The organism is Streptomyces doebereineriae (genome assembly GCF_031845645.1).
Classification (GTDB): domain Bacteria; phylum Actinomycetota; class Actinomycetes; order Streptomycetales; family Streptomycetaceae; genus Streptomyces; species Streptomyces canus.
Genome location: NZ_JAVREZ010000007.1, coordinates 146,669 through 165,643, shown reverse-complemented (window position 1 = coordinate 165,643; position 18,975 = coordinate 146,669). Strand labels below are relative to the sequence as shown.

The 18,975-nt window shown below is 69.7% G+C and carries 15 protein-coding genes; 10 read left to right on the top strand and 5 right to left on the bottom strand.

Annotated elements, in window-relative coordinates; all coding sequences use genetic code 11:
- Nucleotides 1-170: 170 nt before the first annotated feature.
- Complete coding sequence (locus RNB18_RS21700; RefSeq protein WP_311716021.1) at nucleotides 171-845, top strand: GntR family transcriptional regulator; 675 nt, start codon at nucleotides 171-173, stop codon at nucleotides 843-845.
- 573 nt (nucleotides 846-1,418) lie between these two features.
- On the opposite strand, the gene RNB18_RS21695 is transcribed toward RNB18_RS21700, so the two are convergent.
- The 3 genes from RNB18_RS21695 to frc (RNB18_RS21685) all read right to left on the bottom strand — a co-directional run bounded on the left by RNB18_RS21695 (nucleotide 1,419) and on the right by frc (RNB18_RS21685) (nucleotide 5,640).
- Nucleotides 1,419-2,840: an OFA family MFS transporter gene (locus tag RNB18_RS21695; RefSeq protein WP_311715760.1), complete on the bottom strand. Its 1,422-nt coding sequence runs from the start codon at nucleotides 2,838-2,840 to the stop codon at nucleotides 1,419-1,421.
- A gap of 1 nt (nucleotide 2,841) precedes the next feature.
- Complete coding sequence (locus RNB18_RS21690) at nucleotides 2,842-4,233, bottom strand: OFA family MFS transporter (protein ID WP_057616230.1); 1,392 nt, start codon at nucleotides 4,231-4,233, stop codon at nucleotides 2,842-2,844.
- Between the two features lie 174 nt (nucleotides 4,234-4,407).
- Nucleotides 4,408-5,640, bottom strand: coding sequence for a formyl-CoA transferase (gene frc / locus RNB18_RS21685; protein WP_311715759.1), 1,233 nt, complete (start codon nucleotides 5,638-5,640; stop codon nucleotides 4,408-4,410).
- 183 nt (nucleotides 5,641-5,823) lie between these two features.
- On the opposite strand from frc (RNB18_RS21685), the gene sucC reads away from it, so the two are divergent.
- From sucC to RNB18_RS21660, 5 genes are all read left to right on the top strand, one after another.
- Nucleotides 5,824-6,954, top strand: coding sequence for an ADP-forming succinate--CoA ligase subunit beta (gene sucC, locus RNB18_RS21680; protein ID WP_311715758.1), 1,131 nt, complete (start codon nucleotides 5,824-5,826; stop codon nucleotides 6,952-6,954).
- A gap of 10 nt (nucleotides 6,955-6,964) precedes the next feature.
- A complete protein-coding gene (sucD, locus tag RNB18_RS21675) occupies nucleotides 6,965-7,864 on the top strand; it encodes a succinate--CoA ligase subunit alpha (protein WP_311715756.1) in 900 nt (299 codons plus the stop codon).
- Between the two features lie 95 nt (nucleotides 7,865-7,959).
- A complete protein-coding gene (locus RNB18_RS21670; RefSeq protein WP_311715755.1) occupies nucleotides 7,960-9,516 on the top strand; it encodes an aldehyde dehydrogenase family protein in 1,557 nt (518 codons plus the stop codon).
- Between the two features lie 83 nt (nucleotides 9,517-9,599).
- A complete protein-coding gene (frc, locus tag RNB18_RS21665; RefSeq protein WP_311715754.1) occupies nucleotides 9,600-10,829 on the top strand; it encodes a formyl-CoA transferase in 1,230 nt (409 codons plus the stop codon).
- Between the two features lie 49 nt (nucleotides 10,830-10,878).
- Nucleotides 10,879-11,400 (top strand): beta-class carbonic anhydrase, encoded by a 522-nt coding sequence (locus tag RNB18_RS21660; protein ID WP_311715753.1) that lies wholly within the window; start codon nucleotides 10,879-10,881, stop codon nucleotides 11,398-11,400.
- Between the two features lie 37 nt (nucleotides 11,401-11,437).
- On the opposite strand, the gene RNB18_RS21655 is transcribed toward RNB18_RS21660, so the two are convergent.
- The gene (locus tag RNB18_RS21655) at nucleotides 11,438-12,130 is read right to left on the bottom strand and encodes a GntR family transcriptional regulator (RefSeq protein ID WP_311715752.1); all 693 of its coding nucleotides are present in this window, start codon (nucleotides 12,128-12,130) and stop codon (nucleotides 11,438-11,440) included.
- Nucleotides 12,131-12,269: 139 nt separating this feature from the next.
- On the opposite strand from RNB18_RS21655, the gene RNB18_RS21650 reads away from it, so the two are divergent.
- Nucleotides 12,270-13,076, top strand: coding sequence for an acyl-CoA dehydrogenase family protein (locus RNB18_RS21650; RefSeq protein WP_311715751.1), 807 nt, complete (start codon nucleotides 12,270-12,272; stop codon nucleotides 13,074-13,076).
- 18 nt (nucleotides 13,077-13,094) lie between these two features.
- On the opposite strand, the gene RNB18_RS21645 is transcribed toward RNB18_RS21650, so the two are convergent.
- Complete coding sequence (locus RNB18_RS21645) at nucleotides 13,095-13,784, bottom strand: GntR family transcriptional regulator (protein WP_266392071.1); 690 nt, start codon at nucleotides 13,782-13,784, stop codon at nucleotides 13,095-13,097.
- A gap of 287 nt (nucleotides 13,785-14,071) precedes the next feature.
- Here RNB18_RS21645 and RNB18_RS21640 point away from each other — a divergent pair, with 287 nt between their 5' ends.
- From RNB18_RS21640 to fdhF, 3 genes are read left to right on the top strand one after another with little or no spacing between them, the layout of a single operon-like run.
- Entirely contained in the window at nucleotides 14,072-14,551 is a 480-nt protein-coding gene (locus tag RNB18_RS21640) for a formate dehydrogenase subunit gamma (protein WP_311715750.1), read from the top strand.
- Nucleotides 14,548-16,161, top strand: coding sequence for a formate dehydrogenase beta subunit (locus tag RNB18_RS21635; RefSeq protein ID WP_311715749.1), 1,614 nt, complete (start codon nucleotides 14,548-14,550; stop codon nucleotides 16,159-16,161). The genes RNB18_RS21640 and RNB18_RS21635 overlap by 4 nt, the downstream gene beginning before the upstream one ends.
- A complete protein-coding gene (fdhF, locus tag RNB18_RS21630) occupies nucleotides 16,158-18,974 on the top strand; it encodes a formate dehydrogenase subunit alpha (protein WP_311715748.1) in 2,817 nt (938 codons plus the stop codon). Before RNB18_RS21635 ends, fdhF begins: the two co-directional genes overlap by 4 nt.
- Nucleotide 18,975 lies beyond the last annotated feature (1 nt).

Genomic DNA, 18,975 nt, shown 5'->3' with positions numbered 1-18,975 from the left:
TGGAAGGAGTGCTCAGCAAGGGTCGTGACGTCACCAAGCCCGTTGAGCTGCTGCTACGACCTGGTACGGCCTGAGCTCACGGCGGTTGTGCGCCGTAGACTGTAGGCGAAAACCAATTCATACTTGGCTCTCAGCTGCAGCGACGACGCTGTACAGGAGGGACCGCGATGTTGCCGACGACAGGACTGCCGTACGGGACGGTGCCCAGGCTCGAGCGTCCCGGTCCGCTGCGCGACCGTGTCTACGGAGCGCTTCTCGAACTGATCACGACGCGTGCGCTGCAGCCGGGTCAGCATCTGGTGGAGAGTGAGCTGGCCGGGCATCTGGGTGTGTCGCGGCAGCCGGTGCGTGAGGCTTTGCAGCGGTTGAACACCGAGGGTTGGGTGGATCTGCGGCCTGCTCAGGGTGCGTTTGTGCATGAGCCGACGGATGAGGAGGCCGATCAGCTTCTGACGGTGCGGACGTTGTTGGAGGCGGAGGCGGCGCGGCTGGCCGCGGCGAATGCGGGCAGTGCGGGTATCGCGGTGCTGGAGGAGTTGTGTGCGCAGGGGGAGAGTGCGGTGGCCGCGGACGATGTGGACGCTGCGGTGGCTCTGAATGCCCGACTGCACGCCACGATCATGGAGTTGGCGGGCAATGCGGTTCTGGCGGAGTTGGCGGGGCAGGTGGATCGCCGGGTGCGCTGGTATTACACGCCGATCGCCCGCCGGCGCGGCCGCCAGTCCTGGATCGAGCACCGTGAGCTGATCGCGGCGATCGCCGACCGCGACGAGCAGCGGGCCACCGCGGTCATGCGCCAACACACGGAACAGACGCGGAAGATGTACCACGACCGCGAGAAGTAGCCTCCGATCCTGTCAGTGGCCGCGGCCGCGAGGCTGCTGCCGGGCCGCCGGGCCGCCCGACCGCCGAGCATCCAGACAGCCGAGCTCAACCCGGTCGGCTGTTTTCGCGGTTGCTGTCGCCGCCTCGCGTCCGGACCCCTGAACCTCTGGGCCGCGGGCGGGCCACGGGCACCGAGCCATCGGATCAGGCGGCCCTAGCCCGGCGAGCGCCGAGCTCCGAGCCGCCGAGCGCCGAGTACCTGGGTAGCCGAGCCACCGAGCAGCCGAGCCGGAGCAGCCGAGCCGCCGGGCACCGAGCATCCAGGCAGTCGAGCTGCCGGGCCCCGGGTAGCCGAGCCGTCGGGCACCGAGCCGCCGAGCCGCCAGGCCCCGGGCAGCCGGGCCGCCGAGCAGCCAGGCAGCCGACCTCGGCCCCGGCCCGCTGTATTCACGGTTGCGGTCACTGCCTCGCCTCCGGACCCCTGAGCCTCTGGGCCGCAGGTCGGCCACGGGCACCGAACCATCGGATGAGGCGGCCCCTACCCCGGCGAGCGCCGAGGCGGAGGGCCGCCTCATCCGTGCGAAGTGCCCCGCTCAGGCCGCGGCTTGTGGCTGCGGTGCCGAGGTGCCGCCCCGGGGGCGTCCCGGCTGCCGTAGCAGCAGGGCGATCGCCGCCGCGACCATCGAGGTGGCGCCGGCCAGGGCGTACGCCCCGTCGTAGCCCCAGGCCGCGACGACCATGGAGCCGAGGCCGCCGCCGAACAGGCCGCTGATCAGCTTGCCGCTGTACACCAGCCCGTAGTTGGAGGCGTTGAAGTTCTCCCCGAAGTAGTCGGGCGTCAGCGCCGCGAACAGCGGGTAGAACGCGCCGCCGCCGAACCCGGAGAGGAAGGCGAAGACCAGGAACAGCGACTCGCTCCTGATGTCGCCCGCCCAGATCACCCCGAACTGGGCGAGACCCAGCACGACGATCACGAACACCAGCGTGGACTTACGGCCCCACTTGTCGGACAGCCAGCCCACCACCCCGCGTCCGACGCCGTTGATGACCGCCATGACCCCCATCGAGGAGGCCGCCACCAGCGGGCCGAAACCCACCTCCTTGGCATAGTCGACCTGGAAGGAGATCCCGAAGATCGACACCCCCGCGGTCATGACGAGGGCGACCCACATGAGGGGAAGCATGCCGGTCCTGATGGCTTCCTTCGGCGTGTACTGCCGTACCGCCGGAGGGTTCTTGGCGAGAGCACCGGTCCCCTTCTCGCCGCCGCCGTGGGTGAGCGGGTCGATGTCCGCGGGCCACCAGTTCTTCGGCGGGTCCTTGAAGAAGAACGCGCACCCGACGACCACGACCAGGATGTAGCAGCCGATGAGGTCCAGCACGCGGTGGTAGTTCGCGGTGTCGAAGCCGTAGTTGAAGATGAAGATGAAGGGCAGTGATCCGTACGCGAAGCCGCCGTTGACGAACCCGGTCTTCGCTCCCCGGCGTTCGGGGAACCATTTGCCGACCATGTTGATGCAGGTCGCGTAGACCAGTCCGGCGCCGATACCTCCGATGACGCCGAATCCCAGGATCGCCAGCAGCACGTTGTCGAGGTGCGACAGGGCGAGGAATCCGACCAGACACATGCCCGAGCCGATGTACATGGCCTTGCGGGCGGTCAGGACGCCCTTCTCCCGCAGCCAGCCCGCCGGGAAGGCGATGCCGGCCTGGAAGAAGACCCAGACGCTGAGGATCCAGAAGGTGTTGCTCTGCGTCCAGCCGTGGGCGTGGGACAGGGTGTCCTCGGCCGAGCCGTACGCGTACTCGAAGACGCTGATGGCCATCATGGTGATCCAGGGCAGGTACACCATGAGTTTGCGCGAGTGGCCGAGGATGTCCCGGTCGGTCTCGCCGATGCGGTAGACGCGGCCGTTGGCGTCGGTCAGTTCGCGGTAGGGACGTGGTGCGGCGGTGGAGTGTGCGGTCTTGTCGGTGTCGGTGTCGCTGCGTGCTGCGTACGGATCTGCCGTCATGTCAGGCCATTTCCTCGCCGAGCGGTTGCGGGTTGGGTACGGTCCTGCGACTGGTCTTGGGCCGGCCGGGCGCCTTCAGGAACAGCGCCAGCACCGCGGAGCCCAGGCCGATACAGCCGGCCAGGACGAACGCGCCCTCGTAGTCCCACACGCCGACCACGATCGAGCCGACACCGGAGCCCACGAGGCCCGAGATGAGCTTCGAGCTGTAGACCATGCCGTAGTTGGAGGCGTTGTTGTTCTCACCGAAGTAGTCGGCCGTCATCGCGGCGAACAGCGGGAAGATCGCGCCGCCGCCGAAGCCGGAGACCATGGAGCAGAAGAGGAAGAACGGCATGCTGCCCATCTGGCCGGAGACCAGCACACCGAACTGCGCGGTGCCCAGCACCAGACACACGATGATCAGCGTGTTGCGACGGCCGAACTTGTCGGAGATCCAGCCGATCACACCGCGCCCGGTGCCGTTGACGATCGCCTTCAGCGACATCGCCGTGGCCACGATCCCGCCCGCGAAGCCCATGTCCTTGCCGAACGGCACCTGGAAGGCGATGCCGAAGATGTTGATCCCGGCCGTGCACAGCAGGCAGAACCACATCATCCACAGGACGGGCGTACGCGCCGCTTCCTTCGGGGTGTACTGCTTGACCGCCGGCGGGTTCTTCTCCAGCGCCCGCCGGATCTTCGGGTCGTCGGTCATCTTCAGCGGGTCGACGTGCGGGGGCCACCAGTTCTTCGGCGGGTCCTTGAAGAACCAGCCCGCGAACGCCACCACCGAGCAGCAGACGAGGCCCACCGCCACCAGGACACCCCGGTAGTTGCTCAGGTCCATGTACGAGGTGAACAGGAAGACGAAGGGCACCGAGCCGTAGGCGAAACCGCCGTTGACCATGCCGGTCTTGCCGCCCTTGCGCTCCGGGTACCACTTGCCGACCATGTTCACGCAGGTCGCGTAGACGAAGCCGGCGCCGATGCCGCTGCACACACCGAATCCGAGATAGGCGACGATCACGTTCGGTGCGAACGCGAGCGAGAGATAGCCCAGGATCGTGCCCAGCGCGCCGACCATCATCGCGTAGCGGGCCGGGAGCTTTCCGCTCTCCCGCAACTGCCCGGCCGGGAAGGCCACGGCCGCCTGGAAGAACACCCAGACGCCCATCAGCCAGAAGATGTGCCCACTGCTCCACAGATGCGCCTCGTGCAGTGTGTCCTCGGCCGACGTGAAGGCGTACTCCGAGGAACTGATGCCCAGCATGCCCATCCACGGGAAGAGCACCATGGTCCATCGTGGCCGTCCCATGATGTGCCGGTCGGTCTCGCCGATCCGGTACACGCGGCCGTTGCGGTCCGTCACCTCCCTGAAGGTGGCGGACGACGAATAGTCGATGGTTGTCATAGTCTTCAAGCACTCCTTGCGTCGAAAGATCTGGCCAGCGCCCCCTGTCCAAATTCCTTTCGTGCGCGCACGGATCCCCGGGGTCCGACGACGCGCACCGCCGCCGGACCCCGTGCTCATTCACGTCATGGACCACCGCCCAAGGGCCCCGGGATATGGCTCCGGTTCACCACGTCAGATCACCCCGCCCGACCTGAGCAGACGCAACTCCTCGTCACCGAGTCCGAGTTCGCCGATGTAGATCTCTTCGTTGTGCTGGCCGAGGAGGGGTGGGGTGGTGATGGTGGTGGGGGAGTCGGAGAGTTTGAGGGGGTTGCCGACGGTGGTGAAGGTGCCGCGTTCGGGATGCCCGACCTCGACGATCATGTCGTTCGCGGCGAGTGAAGCGTCCTCGATGATCTCCTTCGGGGACAGGATCGGCCCGCACGGGATGTTGTGGCTGTTGAGCTGTTGAAGGACCTGCCACTTGGGCAGCGTCGAGGTCCATTCCTCGATCAGCTGGAACATCTTCGCCAGCTTCGGCAGCCGGGCCTCGGGGGTGGCCCACTCGGGGTCGGCGGCCAGTTCCGGCCGGCCGATCAATGCGGACAGCGGCTGCCAGCCGACGGGCTGGACGATGACGTAGACGTAGTCGTTGGGGCCGCCGGGCGCGCACCTGACCGCCCAGCCGGGCTGCCCCCCGCCGGAGGCGTTGCCCGAACGCGGCACCTCCTCGCCGAAGGTGTCGTTGGGGTACTCGGCGAGCGGGCCGTGTGCCAGGCGCTGCTGGTCACGGAGCTTGACCCGGCACAGGTTGAGCACCGCGTGCTGCATGGCCACGTTCACCCGCTGTCCGCGCCCGGTCCTCTCCCGCTGCAGCAGCGCGGCCAGGATCGCGGCCACCGCGTGGATCCCGGTCCCGGAGTCACCGATCTGCGCACCGGTCGCCAGCGGCGGCCCGTCCTCGAAACCGGTGGTGGCCATCGACCCGCCCATCGCCTGCGCGACCACCTCATAGGCTTTGAAAGCGGTGTACGGGCCGTCACCGAAACCCTTGATCGAGGCATACACGATCCGCGGGTTGATCTCCCGGATCCGCTCCCAGGTGAACCCCATCCGCTCCACCGCACCCGGCGCGAAGTTCTCCACCATCACATCCGCACCCCGGACCAGCGCGGCCAGGATCTCCTGCCCCCGCTCGGTCTTGGTGTTCAGCGTGATGCTGCGCTTGTTGCAGTTGAGCATCGTGAAATACAGCGAGTCCGCATCCGGGACATCCCGCAGCTGCCGGCGCGTGATGTCCCCGCCCGGCGCCTCCACCTTCACCACATCCGCCCCCAGCCACGCCAGCAACTGCGTCGCCGACGGACCCGACTGCACATGCGTCATATCCAGCACCCGCACACCCTCAAGAGCCGTCCTCGACACAAGCCACCTCACTTGTCCGTTGCCTTGAGCGTCCTGGCGATGCGCTGGGCTGACCCCTGTTCGGCACATTGCATACAGTCGACGAATACTGTATGAAGATTGTTATCCCGCATCCGGTGGGTGATGTCCAGGGGGCGTGCAGCACTTTTCAGTCGTGCATCACTTTCAGACGGGAGCCTCATCATGGACCTGTACGAGCATCAGGCCCGGGCCCTCTTCGAGGAACACGGAATCCCGGTGCCGAGGGCGGAGGTCACCGACTCCCCCCAGGAGGCCCGTGCGATCGCCCGCAGGCTCGGCGGCAGCGTCGTCGTCAAGGCGCAGGTCAAGACCGGAGGCCGGGGCAAGGCAGGCGGTGTCCGGCTCGCCGCCGACCCGGCCGAGGCCGAGCGGGCCGCCCGCCGGATCCTCGGCATGGACATCAAGGGGCACACGGTCGGCAAGGTCATGCTGGCCCAACCCGTCGACATCGAGACCGAGTTCTACGTCGCCTATGTTCTCGACCGGGCCGCGGGCCGGTTCCTGGCCATCGCCTCGGCGGAGGGCGGCATGGACATAGAGGAGGTCGCCGCGGCCCGCCCGGAGGCGGTCGCCCGTATACACATCGACCCCGCCGAAGGTGTCACCTCGGCGAAGGCGGGCGAGATCGCCGAGGCCGCCGGACTGCCGCCGCGGACCGTCGACCTTCTCGTACGGCTGTGGGAGGTACTGGTCCGCCAGGACGCGGTCCTCGTCGAGGTCAACCCGCTCGTCCGCACCCGGCAGGGGCACATCCTCGCCCTCGACGGCAAGGTCACCCTCGACGACAACGCCCGCTTCCGGCAGGCCCGTTGGAGTACCGAGAGCATCGCGTACGACGATCCGCTGGAGTCGGCCGCCGCCGCGAAGGGCCTCAACTACGTCAAGCTCGACGGCGAGGTCGGCGTCATCGGCAACGGCGCCGGCCTGGTCATGTCGACCCTCGACGTGGTCGCCGGCTGCGGAGCCCGGCCCGCCAACTTCCTCGACATCGGCGGCGGTGCCTCGGCCCAGGTCATGGCCGACGGACTGGGGGTCATCCTGTCGGACCCGGCGGTGAAGTCCGTGTTCGTCAACGTCTTCGGCGGCATCACCGCCTGCGACGCGGTCGCCGCCGGCATCGTCCGGGCCCTGGACGAGGTCCGGCTCACCAAGCCGCTCGTCGTGCGCCTCGACGGCAACAACGCCGCCCGCGGCCGGGCCGTCCTCGACGAGCACGCCCACCCCCTGGTCCAGCAGGCCACCACCATGGACGGCGCCGCCCGCCGTGCCGCCGAACTCGCCAAAGCCAGTTGAGGAGCGGGACATGGCCATCTTCCTGACCAAGGAGTCCAGGGTCCTCGTCCAGGGCATGACCGGCGGCGAGGGCATGAAACACACCCGGCGCATGCTCGCCGCGGGCACCAACGTGGTCGGCGGTGTCAATCCGCGCAAGGCCGGGCAGACGGTCGACTTCGACGACCGTGTCGTCCCCGTCTTCGGCTCGGTCGCCGACGGCATGCGGGCGACCGGAGCCGACGTCACCGTCGTCTTCGTGCCACCGGCCTTCGCCAAAGCGGCGGTTGTCGAGGCCGCCGACGCGGGCATCGGACTGGCTGTCGTCATCACGGAAGGCATCCCCGTCCACGACTCCGTCGCCTTCACGTCGTACGCGAAGAAGAAGGGGACACGGATCGTCGGCCCCAACTGCCCCGGCCTGATCACCCCCGGCCAGTCCAACGCGGGCATCATCCCCGCGGACATCACCCGCTCCGGCCGGGTCGGACTGGTGTCCAAGTCGGGCACGCTCACCTACCAACTCATGTACGAGCTGCGCGACATCGGCTTCTCCACCTGTGTCGGCATCGGCGGAGACCCCGTCGTCGGCACCACCCACATCGACTGCCTCGCGGCCTTCCAGGACGACCCCGACACCGAACTGATCGTCCTCATCGGGGAGATCGGCGGGGACGCCGAGGAGCGGGCGGCCGCGTACATCCGTGAGCACGTCACCAAACCCGTCGTCGGCTACATCGCCGGATTCACCGCGCCCGAGGGCAGGACCATGGGCCACGCGGGCGCCATCGTGTCCGGGTCGGCGGGCACCGCGCAGGCCAAGAAAGCGGCGCTGGAGGCGGTCGGCGTCAAGGTCGGGAACACCCCCACCGAGACGGCCCGCCTCGTGCTCACCCAACTGGACACGGTCCGCGAGGCCCCTCAGGCCTGACCCGGAACCACACACCGGCGGACGGAGTCTCCTCCGGCCCCGCCGCGTACCCCCATACCCCGCCCCCGACTGTGCACCGAGAGCGGAGACATCGCATGACAACCACCCTCAACTCCACCCACCTCGTGGTGAAGTCCGGTACCTCCTGGAACGACGCCTGGCAGCGCTGCCTGGCCGTCGCCCCCGAGGCCTTCCGGGACGACCGCGTCCTCAACCTCTGGGCCTCCGCCTGGCGGGCCGACGGCCGGGCCCTGCCCGCCACCAGCCCCGTCGACGGCAGCCCGATCGCCGGCCCGCCGCGCCTGGACCGGGAAGCCGCCCACCAGGCCGTCCGCGCCTCCCTCGACCAGCACCGTGCCTGGCGGCACATACGGCTCGAAGAGCGCCGGGCCCGCGTCGCGGCCACCCTCGACGCCCTCACCCAGCACCGCGAACTCCTCGCACTCCTGCTGGTCTGGGAGATCGGCAAGCCCTGGCGCCTCGCGCAGGCGGACGTCGACCGGGCCATCGACGGCGTGCGCTGGTACGTCGACGGCATCGAGCCGATGGTCGAGGGCCGGGTCCCGCTGGACGGCCCGGTGTCCAACATCGCGAGCTGGAACTACCCGATGAGCGTGCTCGTTCACGCCATGCTGGTGCAGGCCCTGGCGGGCAACGCGGTCATCGCCAAGACCCCGACCGACGGCGGCGTCGCCTGTCTCACCCTGGCCTGCGCGCTGGCCGCCCGCGAGGGCATCCCCGTCACCCTCGTCAGCGGCAGCGGGGGAGAGCTGTCGGAGGCGCTGGTGCGGGCGCCCGAGATCGGCTGTGTCTCCTTCGTCGGCGGCCGCGACACCGGCGCCGCCGTCGCCACGGCCGTCGCCGACCTCGGCAAGCGTCATGTACTCGAACAGGAGGGACTCAACACCTGGGGCATCTGGAACCACACCGACTGGGACGCGCTGACCGCCGTCATCCCCAAGCTCTTCGACTACGGCAAACAGCGCTGCACCGCCTACCCGCGGTTCGTCGTCCAGCGCGAGCTGTTCGACGAGTTCCTGGCGGCCTACCTTCCCGCGGTCCGCACCCTGCGCCTGGGGCACCCGCTCGCCGTCGAGCACCCGGACGACCCCTACCCGGCACTGGACTTCGGACCGGTCATCAACGCGGCCAAGGCGAAGGAACTGCGCGACCAGGTCGCCGAGGCCATCGACCGCGGAGCCGTCCCGGTCCACCGCGGCAGCGAGGCGGACGCCCGCTTCCTGGCCGGCCAGGACACCTCCGCGTACGTCCAGCCCGTCACCCTTCTCAACCCGCCCCCCTCCTCGCCCCTGCACCACGCGGAACCCTTCGGCCCGGTCGACACCATCGTCCTGGTCGACACCGAGGCGGAACTGCTCGCCGCGATGAACGCCTCCAACGGCGCCCTGGTGGCCACCCTGTCCACCGACGACAGGGCCACCTTCGACCGGCTCGCCCCGCAGATCCGCGCGTTCAAGGTCGGTCACGGCAAGCCGCGTTCCCGCGGTGACCGGGACGAGCTGTTCGGCGGGTTCGGCGCCTCCTGGCGCGGCGCCTTCGTCGGCGGCGAGCTGCTGGTGCGCGCGGTCACCCGGGGCCCGGCCGGCGAGCGGCTGCCCGGGAACTTCCCCGAGTACCAGCTGATGCCGTGAGGCGAGTCCGGGCGGCGCTCCGTGAAGGGGCGGCCGCCCGGCCACCGGCGAACACACGACGACGCAGAGATGGGGTGGCGAGCATGACGTTGGCTCTTGAGGGTGTGCGGGTGCTGGATATGACGCATGTGCAGTCGGGTCCGTCGGCGACGCAGTTGCTGGCGTGGCTGGGGGCGGATGTGGTGAAGGTGGAGGCGCCGGGCGGGGACATCACGCGCCGGCAGCTGCGGGATGTCCCGGATGCGGACTCGCTGTATTTCACGATGCTCAACTGCAACAAGCGCAGCATCACGCTGAACACCAAGACCGAGCGGGGGCAGGAGATCCTGGCCGCGCTGGTCCGGGGTGCGGATGTGATGGTGGAGAACTTCGCGCCGGGTGCGGTGGAGCGGATGGGGTTCACCTGGGAGCGGATCCGGGAGATCAACCCGCGGATCGTGTATGCCTCGATCAAGGGTTTCGGTGACGGCCCGTATACCGCTTTCAAAGCCTATGAGGTGGTCGCGCAGGCGATGGGCGGGTCGATGGCCACCACCGGTTTCGAGGACGGGCCGCCGCTGGCGACGGGTGCGCAGATCGGTGACTCCGGGACCGGGATCCACGCGGTGGCCGCGATCCTGGCCGCGCTGCTGCAGCGGGAGAGGACCGGGCGCGGGCAGCGGGTGAACGTGGCCATGCAGCACGCGGTGCTGAACCTGTGCCGGGTCAAGCTCCGTGACCAGCAGCGCCTGGCACACGGCCCGCTCGCCGAGTACCCCAACGACACCTTCGGCGAGGAGGTGCCGCGTTCGGGCAACGCCTCCGGCGGGGGGCAGCCCGGCTGGGCGGTCAGGTGCGCGCCCGGCGGCCCCAACGACTACGTCTACGTCATCGTCCAGCCCGTCGGCTGGACACCTCTGGCGGCTCTGATCGGCCGGCCGGAACTGGCCGCCGACCCCGAGTGGGCCACCCCCGAGGCCCGGCTGCCGAAGCTGGCGAAGATGTTCCAGCTGATCGAGGAATGGACCTCGACGCTGCCCAAGTGGCAGGTCCTTCAACAGCTCAACAGCCACAACATCCCGTGCGGTCCGATCCTGTCCCCGAAGGAGATCATCGAGGACGCTTCACTCGCCGCGAACGACATGATCGTCGAGGTCGGGCATCCCGAACGCGGCACCTTCACCACCGTCGGCAACCCCCTCAAACTCTCCGACTCCCCCACCACCATCACCACCCCACCCCTCCTCGGCCAGCACAACGAAGAGATCTACATCGGCGAACTCGGACTCTCACGGGCCGAGTTGCCGCAGCTCAAGGAGCAGGGCGTCATCTGACCGACCCGACCCGACCCGACCCGACCCGACCGGAGTGAGGTAGCCCCACATGTCGACTTCAGCACCCCGAACCGCGACGGTCACCGACCGGCTCGTGGAAGCCAACCGCACCTACGCCGCCCGATTCACCGACCCCGGCATGGGCGCCCGCCCCGTGCTGGGTGTGGCCGTCGTGGCGTGCATGGACGCCCGCCTCGACCTGCACGCCGCGCTCGGACTGGAGCTCGGCGACTGCCACACCATCCGCAACGCCGGAGGAGTCGTCACCGACGACACGATCCGTTCTCTGACGATCAGTCAGCGTGCCCTCGGCACTTGCAGTGTGGCGCTCATCCACCACACCGGCTGCGGTCTCCAGACCCTGACCGAGGACTTCCGGCACGAACTGGAACTGGAGGTCGGCCAGCGTCCCGCGTGGGCGGTGGAGGCCTTCCGGGACGTCGACCAGGACGTACGGCAGTCCATGCAACGCGTGCGCACCTCGCCGTTCCTCCCGCACACCGACGATGTGCGGGGGTTCGTCTTCGACGTGACGACGGGGCTGCTGCGGGAGATCGCCCCGAACTCCTGAGCCGAACTTGACCGTTGGCGGTGGTGGTCGGCCGGGGTCAGTCGTCCCGGCCGACCACCGCGGCGATCTGCTCGCAGTAGAAGTCGGTGGTGTTCCGGGTGTGCCGGCGCATGAGCTCCTCGGCGCGGTCGGCGGCACCCTCGCCGATGGCCTCGATGATCCTCGCGTGCTCGTTCCAGGCGTCCCTGCCGCGGGGCTTGGCGATGGGCATGTAGTACCAGCGCACCCGCCGGTCGACCTGGGGGATGAGTTCGGCGAGGACCGCGTTGCGGGACAGCAGGGTGATGTGGCCGTGGAGGGCGGCGTTCGCCTCCACGATGGCCCGGGCGTCCCCCGTCGCGAGGGCGGTCAGACCGGTCTGCTGGAGTTCCCACAGCCGGGCGACATCACGGGCAGTGGCGTGCCGGGCCGCGCCGCGCGCGGAGTGGGTCTCCAGTAGGGCCCGGACGCTGAGGAGCTGGGCGCACTCCTGCGCGGTGGGGGAGTGGACGAACGCCCCCTGCGAAGGGCGCAGGTCGACCCAGCCGGCGGTCTGGAGCCGCTGCAACGCCTCACGGATCGGCTGCCGGCTCACCCCGAGGCTCTCCGCCAGCTCGGCCTCGACGAGGTGCCGGCCGGGTGTGAGCGAGCCGTTGATGATCAGTTCGGTGAGGGCCTCGTAGACGGCCTGGCGGAGCGGGGTGGGCCTGCTGATCGGGCCATGGGCGCTCACGGTGGGTGTGTCGGGCATGGGCCCTGTCTCCCTCGTTCGGCTGATGGGTCCCGGAAATTGCCGGCTGGACCCTGGCGCGGTGACCTTCCCATGCAGAATACTGTATGCAATCATCATTCGACAGTGGACCAGCAGCCACGCCCGAGGGGGTCGCCCCGTGTCGTACCGCACCGCTCTCTCCGAAGTCCTGACCAGTGTCGTCGGACCCGTCGCCGAAGCAACCGCCGTCCAGGGCCGGTTCCCGCGCGGCGCCGTGACGGCCCTCGGCCGCGCCGGACTGCTGGGACTCACCGTCTCCACCGGATTCGGCGGCGGGGGAGGGGGGTTGCCGGAGGCCGTCGACGTGGTCGCGCGGACCGCACGCGTCTGCCCGGCGACGGCGGCCGTCCTCCGGTCCCACTACACGGCGGTCGCCGTCATCGAGGCATACGGCGGCCCCTGGACTCGGGGCGAGATCGCCGCCGGACGCCATCTCGCCAGTCTTGCGCTCGCCGAGTCGGAGGGGGAGCCGGAGGCCGGGGGTGACGGACCGACGGCCGAGACCCAGCTCCTCGTGCCGCGCTCCGCGGCCGCCCGTTCCGGTGAGGTGGTAGCCCTGCGGGCCCGCAAGCAGCGGGTGGTCGCGGCGGGGGAGGCCGATCTGTACGTCTGGTCCTCCCGGCCCCTCGCCGCCCCCGACGGGCTGACGCTCTGGGCGGTCCCGGCACACGCCCCGGACCTTTTCGTCCCGGCGCGGCCCGGCGCCGCGGGACCCCGCGGCAGCGCGACCTCCACGGTGTTCGCCGACCCGGTGCGGGTGCCCGCGGAGGCGATGCTCGGAGCGGACGGCGGCGGACTCGACATCGTGCTGCGCACCGTCCTGCCGTGGCTGCTCGAACTACGGGCCGCCGCCGAAACCCGCCGCCCGCCGGCCCTCGACCTCGGGGACGTTCGCCGCCCCGCCGGCTCCCTCGCCGCGTCCTGAGCCGTGCCCGGTCAAACGTCAGTCCTGGTTCGCCCTGGCCGCGATCTGCCTGCGGTAGAAGTCGGTCGTCCGCTCGGTGTGCTTGCGCATGACCTCGCCCGCCTGGTCCGCGTCGCCCTTGGCGATGGCCCTGATGAGCTGGGTGTGCTCGTTCCAGGCCTCCTTGCCGCGGGGTTTGGCGATGGGCGTGTAGTACCAGCGGACCTTCTGGCCGACCTGGGCGATCAGTTCGGCCAGCACGGCGTTGTCGGCGACGGCGGTGATGAAGTCGTGCAGCGCGGTGTTGGCCGCGACCAGGCGCTCGACGTCGCCGTCGGCGAGAGCGGCGACCCCGTCCAGCTGGAGTTCGTCGAGACGTGCGATGTCCTCGGGCTTCGCGTTCTTCGCGGCGAGCTGGGCCGAGTAGGTCTCCAGGACCGAGCGGACGCCGAGGAGCTGGGCGGCCTCCTCCTCCGTGGGGGAGTGCACGAAGGCACCCTGGGCGGGCCGCAGATCGACCCAGCCGGCGGTCTGGAGCCGCTGGAGAGCCTCGCGGACCGGCTGGCGGCTGACACCGAGGTGTTCGGCGAGCTCGGCCTCGACCAGATGCTGGCCCGGCTTGAGGGAGCCGTTGACGATCAGCTCGGTCAGGGCGTCGTACACGGCCTGACGCAGCGGTGCCGGGCGGGTGACGCGCCGGGACGCTGCGGCCGTGAGTGCCTCGCGCATGGTTGTCCCGTTCTGCCGCCGGTGTCGCGGAATGGCGGCCTTGCCGAGTGGGGCCGTCCGGAGGGTCGCCGAACAGCCGCGTCAGCATACAGGTTTTGGTATGCAACATGGCGGGTGTCGCCGCGGGATCCGCCCTGGTGGGCGCACCTGACGCGCAGTCCGGTGTGCGCACTTCTCCGTTTACCTGCCGTGTCGGCAGGGTTGTGTATACAGAAATCTGTATGGAGTATGGTCGGAGTCTCCTGCATCCCTCGCCGGGGACCCGCGTGACGGAAGGCGAAGCGATCATGACGACCAGCGGGAGTGACGTGACGGTCGAGAGCGTGGTCCGGAGGGTGGTGGCCCGTCACCGGGGTGAGCGCGGGGCGCTGCTGCCCGTACTGCACGCCGTCCAGGCCGAGTTGGGCCATGTGCCGCAGGAGGCCGTGCCGGTGCTCGCCGAGGAGCTCAACCTCTCCAGGGCGGACGTCCACGGAGTGGTGACCTTCTACCACGACTTCCGTCGCGAGCCCGCGGGCCGCACCACCGTGCGCATCTGCCGCGCCGAGGCCTGCCAGGCGCTGGGCGCCGACCAACTGGTGAGCTACACACGCCAGTCCGGACTTCCCCTGGGGGAGACGACGGCGGACGGCTCGGTCACCGTCGAGCAGGTCTTCTGCCTCGGCAACTGCGCGCTCGGGCCGTCGGTGGAAGCCGACGGACGGCTCTACGGACGAGTTGGCCCGGCCAAGCTGGGCTCGATCCTCAACGGGACGGTCTCCTCATGAACAACCCCTCGCACTCCACGGCCACCGTGTACGTCCCCCGCGACTCCGCGGCCAGGTCGGTCGGCGCGGACGAGGTCGCGCAGGCACTTCAACACGCTGCCGACCGCGGGGACTTCGCCCTGGACGTCGTACGCAATGGATCGCGCGGCATGCTGTGGCTGGAGCCCCTGGTCGAAGTGGTGACTCCCCGAGGGCGTGTCGGCTACGGCCCGGTGACCTCGGAGGACGTCGAGGATCTCCTGGCCGCGGGCATGCTCGACGGCGCCGATCACCCCCTGCGGCTCGGTCTCGTCGACGAACTGCCCTGGCTGGCACGCCAGAACCGCGTCACCTTCGCCAGAGTCGGAGTGACCGACCCGCTGTCGACCGAGGACTACGAAGCCCACGGCGGCCTCGCGGGACTGCGCGCCGCCCTGGAGCTGGCCCCCGCGGACGTGGTCGCCGAGGTCACCGCGTCCGGACTGCGGGGCCGCGGAGGCGCCGGATTCCCGGCCGGCATCAAGTGGAAGACCGTGCTGGACTGCGCCGACGAGCTGAAGTTCGTCTGCTGCAACGCCGACGAGGGCGACAGCGGGACCTTCGCCGACCGGATGGTCATGGAGGGCGACCCGTTCATGCTCATCGAGGGCATGACGATCGCCGCACACGCGGTCGGAGCGAGCGAGGGCTACCTGTACATCCGCTCGGAATACCCGGACGCGGTGGCCACGATGCGCCGGGCGATCGGGATCGCCCGCGAGCACGGCTGGCTCGGCAGGAACATCCTGGGCTCCGCCCTCGACTTCGACCTGCACGTCCGGGTCGGCGCCGGCGCGTACATCTGCGGCGAGGAGACCTCCATGCTGGAGAGCCTGGAGGGCAAGCGCGGAATGGTCCGCGCGAAACCGCCGATCCCGGCGATCGAGGGCCTGTTCGGCAAACCGACCGTGGTGAACAACGTCCTCACCCTCGCCACCGTGCCCGTGGTCATGGCCGAGGGCGCGAAGGCGTACGAGCGACTCGGCGTCGAACGCTCCCGCGGCACCCAGGTGTTCCAGCTCGGCGGCAACATCGCCCACGGCGGCATCGTGGAGACCGCCTTCGGCATCACCCTGCGCGAGCTCATCGAGGAGTACGGCGGCGGGACCCACTCCGGACGCCCGGTGCGCACCGCGCAGGTCGGCGGCCCGCTGGGGGCGTACCTGCCGGAGTCGATGTTCGATCTGCCCATGGACTACGAGGCGTTCGCGGCGGCCGGGGCGATGGTCGGCCACGGCGGAGTGGTCGTCTTCGACGACAGCGTCGACATGGCCGCGCAGGCCCGCTTCGCGATGGAGTTCTGCGCCGAGGAGTCCTGCGGCAAGTGCACACCGTGCCGGGTCGGCGCGGTGCGCGGCGTCGAGGTGATCGACAAGATCGTCGCCGGCACCCACCGGGACGAGAACCTCGCCCTGCTCGAAGACCTCTGCGACCTCATGACCGAGGGCTCGCTGTGCGCGATGGGCGGGCTCACGCCGCTTCCCGTGCGCAGCGCCCTCACCCACTTCCCCGACGACTTCCTCGGCGGCCGTCGACTCCTGGACATCCAGCCCGTACAGGCGACGGGCCCGAGGACGGAGGGCACGGCATGACACTCCTCAAGGAACCCGATTTCGGAACCCCCGAGAGGCCCGGCCCGGCGACGGTGTCCGTGGAGGTGGACGGCCTGGCGGTGACCGTCCCCGAGGGCACCTCGGTCATGCGCGCCGCCGCGCAGGCCGGCGTCGAGATACCCAAACTCTGCGCCACCGACAGCCTGGAGGCGTTCGGCTCCTGCCGGCTGTGCGTGGTGGAGATCGACGGCCGGCGCGGCACCCCGGCGTCCTGCACCACCCCGTGCGCCGACGGCATGAAGGTGAGCACCCAGACGCCGAAGGTGGAGAAGCTCCGCCAGGGCGTCATGGAGCTCTACATCTCCGACCACCCCCTCGACTGCCTCACCTGCCCGGCCAACGGGGACTGCGAACTCCAGGACATGGCAGGGGTGGTGGGCCTCAGGCAGGTCCGCTACGGCTACGAGGGCGAGAACCACCTCGACGCCGAGAAGGACACCTCCAACCCGTACTTCGACTTCGACCCCGCCAAGTGCATCGCCTGCTCCCGCTGCGTCCGCGCCTGCGGCGAGGTCCAGGGCACCTTCGCCCTCACCATCGAGGGACGCGGCTTCGACTCCAAGGTCTCGCCGGGCGCCGGCGAGACCTTCATGGACTCCGAGTGCGTCTCCTGCGGGGCCTGCGTCCAGGCCTGCCCGACGTCCACGCTCCAGGAGCGTTCGGTCGTCGAACTGGGCATGCCCACCAGGTCGGTGGTCACCACCTGCGCGTACTGCGGGGTCGGCTGCTCCTTCAAGGCCGAGCTGCGCGGCGACGAACTCGTGCGCATGGTGCCGTACAAGGACGGCGGCGCCAACGAGGGCCACTCCTGCGTGAAGGGCCGCTTCGCCTTCGGCTACGCCACCCACCCCGACCGCCGGCTCAAGCCCATGGTCCGGGACCGGATCACCGACCCCTGGCGCGAGGTCGAGTGGGACGAGGCGATCGGCACGGTCGCCCGGCGGATGCGCGAGATCCAGGACCGGCACGGATCGAGCGCGATCGGCGGGATCACCTCCTCGCGGTGCACCAACGAAGAGGTCTACGTCGTACAGAAGATGGTCCGCGCGGCCTTCGGCAACAACAACGTCGACACCTGCGCCCGCGTCTGCCACTCCCCGACGGGATACGGCCTCAAGCAGACCTTCGGCGAGTCGGCCGGCACCCAGGACTTCCGCTCGGTCGCCGAGGCCGACGTCATCATGGTGATCGGCGCCAACCCCACCGACGGCCACCCGGTGTTCGCCTCCCGGATGAAGCGAAGGCTGCGCGAGGGCGCCGAGTTGATCGTCGTGGACCCGCGCCGCATCGACCTCGTGCGCTCCCCGCACATCGAGGCGCGGCACCACCTCCAGCTCCGGCCCAGCACCAACGTGGCCGTCGTCAACGCCATGGCCCACGTCGTCGTCACCGAGGGCCTGGTCGACCGCTCCTTCGTCGACGCGCGGTGCGAAGGCTTCGACGAATGGACCGAGTTCATCGCCCGCCCGGAGAACAGCCCGGAGGCCGTCGAGGAGATCACCGGCGTACCGGCCGCCGAACTCCGGGCCGCCGCACGGCTGTACGCCGAAGCGCCCAACGGGGCCATCTACTACGGCCTCGGCGTCACCGAGCACAGCCAGGGCTCGACCATGGTCATGGGAATGGCCAACCTCGCGATGGCGTGCGGGAACATCGGCCGCGACGGCGTCGGAGTGAACCCGCTGCGCGGCCAGAACAACGTGCAGGGCTCCTGCGACATGGGCTCCTTCCCCCATGAACTCCCCGGCTACCGGCACGTCTCCGACGACGCCGTCCGGACCGTCTTCGAGAACCTCTGGGGCGGAACCCTCCTCGCCGAGCCGGGACTTCGCATCCCCAACATGTTCGACGCGGCCATCGACGGCACCTTCCGCGGCCTGTTCGTCCACGGCGAGGACATCGCCCAGTCCGACCCCAACCTGGGGCACGTCACCGCGGCCCTCGAAGCGATGGAACTCGTCGTCGTCCAGGACCTGTTCCTCAACGAGACGGCCAAGTTCGCGCACGTCTTCCTGCCCGGGGCGTCCTTCCTGGAGAAGGACGGCACCTTCACCAACGCCGAACGCCGCATCAACCGGGTACGCGCGGTGATGAAGCCGAAGACGGGCAAGCACGAGTGGCAGATCGTCAGCGAGATCGCCACCGCCATGGGCTACGAGATGTCCTACGACCATCCTGGCCAGATCATGGACGAGATCGCGTCGGTAACGCCGACGTTCACCGGAGTCTCCTTCGACCTCCTCGACAAGCTCGGCAGCGTCCAGTGGCCGTGCAACGAGGAGGCACCCGAGGGCACGCCCGTCATGCACGTGGACGAATTCGTCCGCGGCAAGGGCAAGTTCGTGGTCACCTCCTACGTGCCGACCAACGAACGCAGCACCCGGCGCTTCCCGCTGGTCCTCACCACGGGCCGCATCCTCAGCCAGTACAACGTCGGCGCGCAGACCCGCCGTACCGGCAATGTCGCCTGGCACCCCGAGGACGTACTGGAGCTGCATCCGCACGACGCCGAGGTCCGCGGCATCAACGACGGCGACATGGTCACCCTGGCCAGCCGCGTCGGGCAGACGACTCTGCGCGCGGAGCTCTCCGACCGCATGCCGACCGGGGTCGTGTACACCACGTTCCACCACCCCGTCACCGGCGCCAACGTGGTGACCACGGAGAACTCCGACTGGGCGACCAACTGCCCGGAGTACAAGGTGACCGCCGTACAGGTGGCGCTCGCCCGCCCGGACCGGCAGAGCGACACCGAAGCCGCCGGGAACGACCTCGTGACGGTGGTGGACTGAG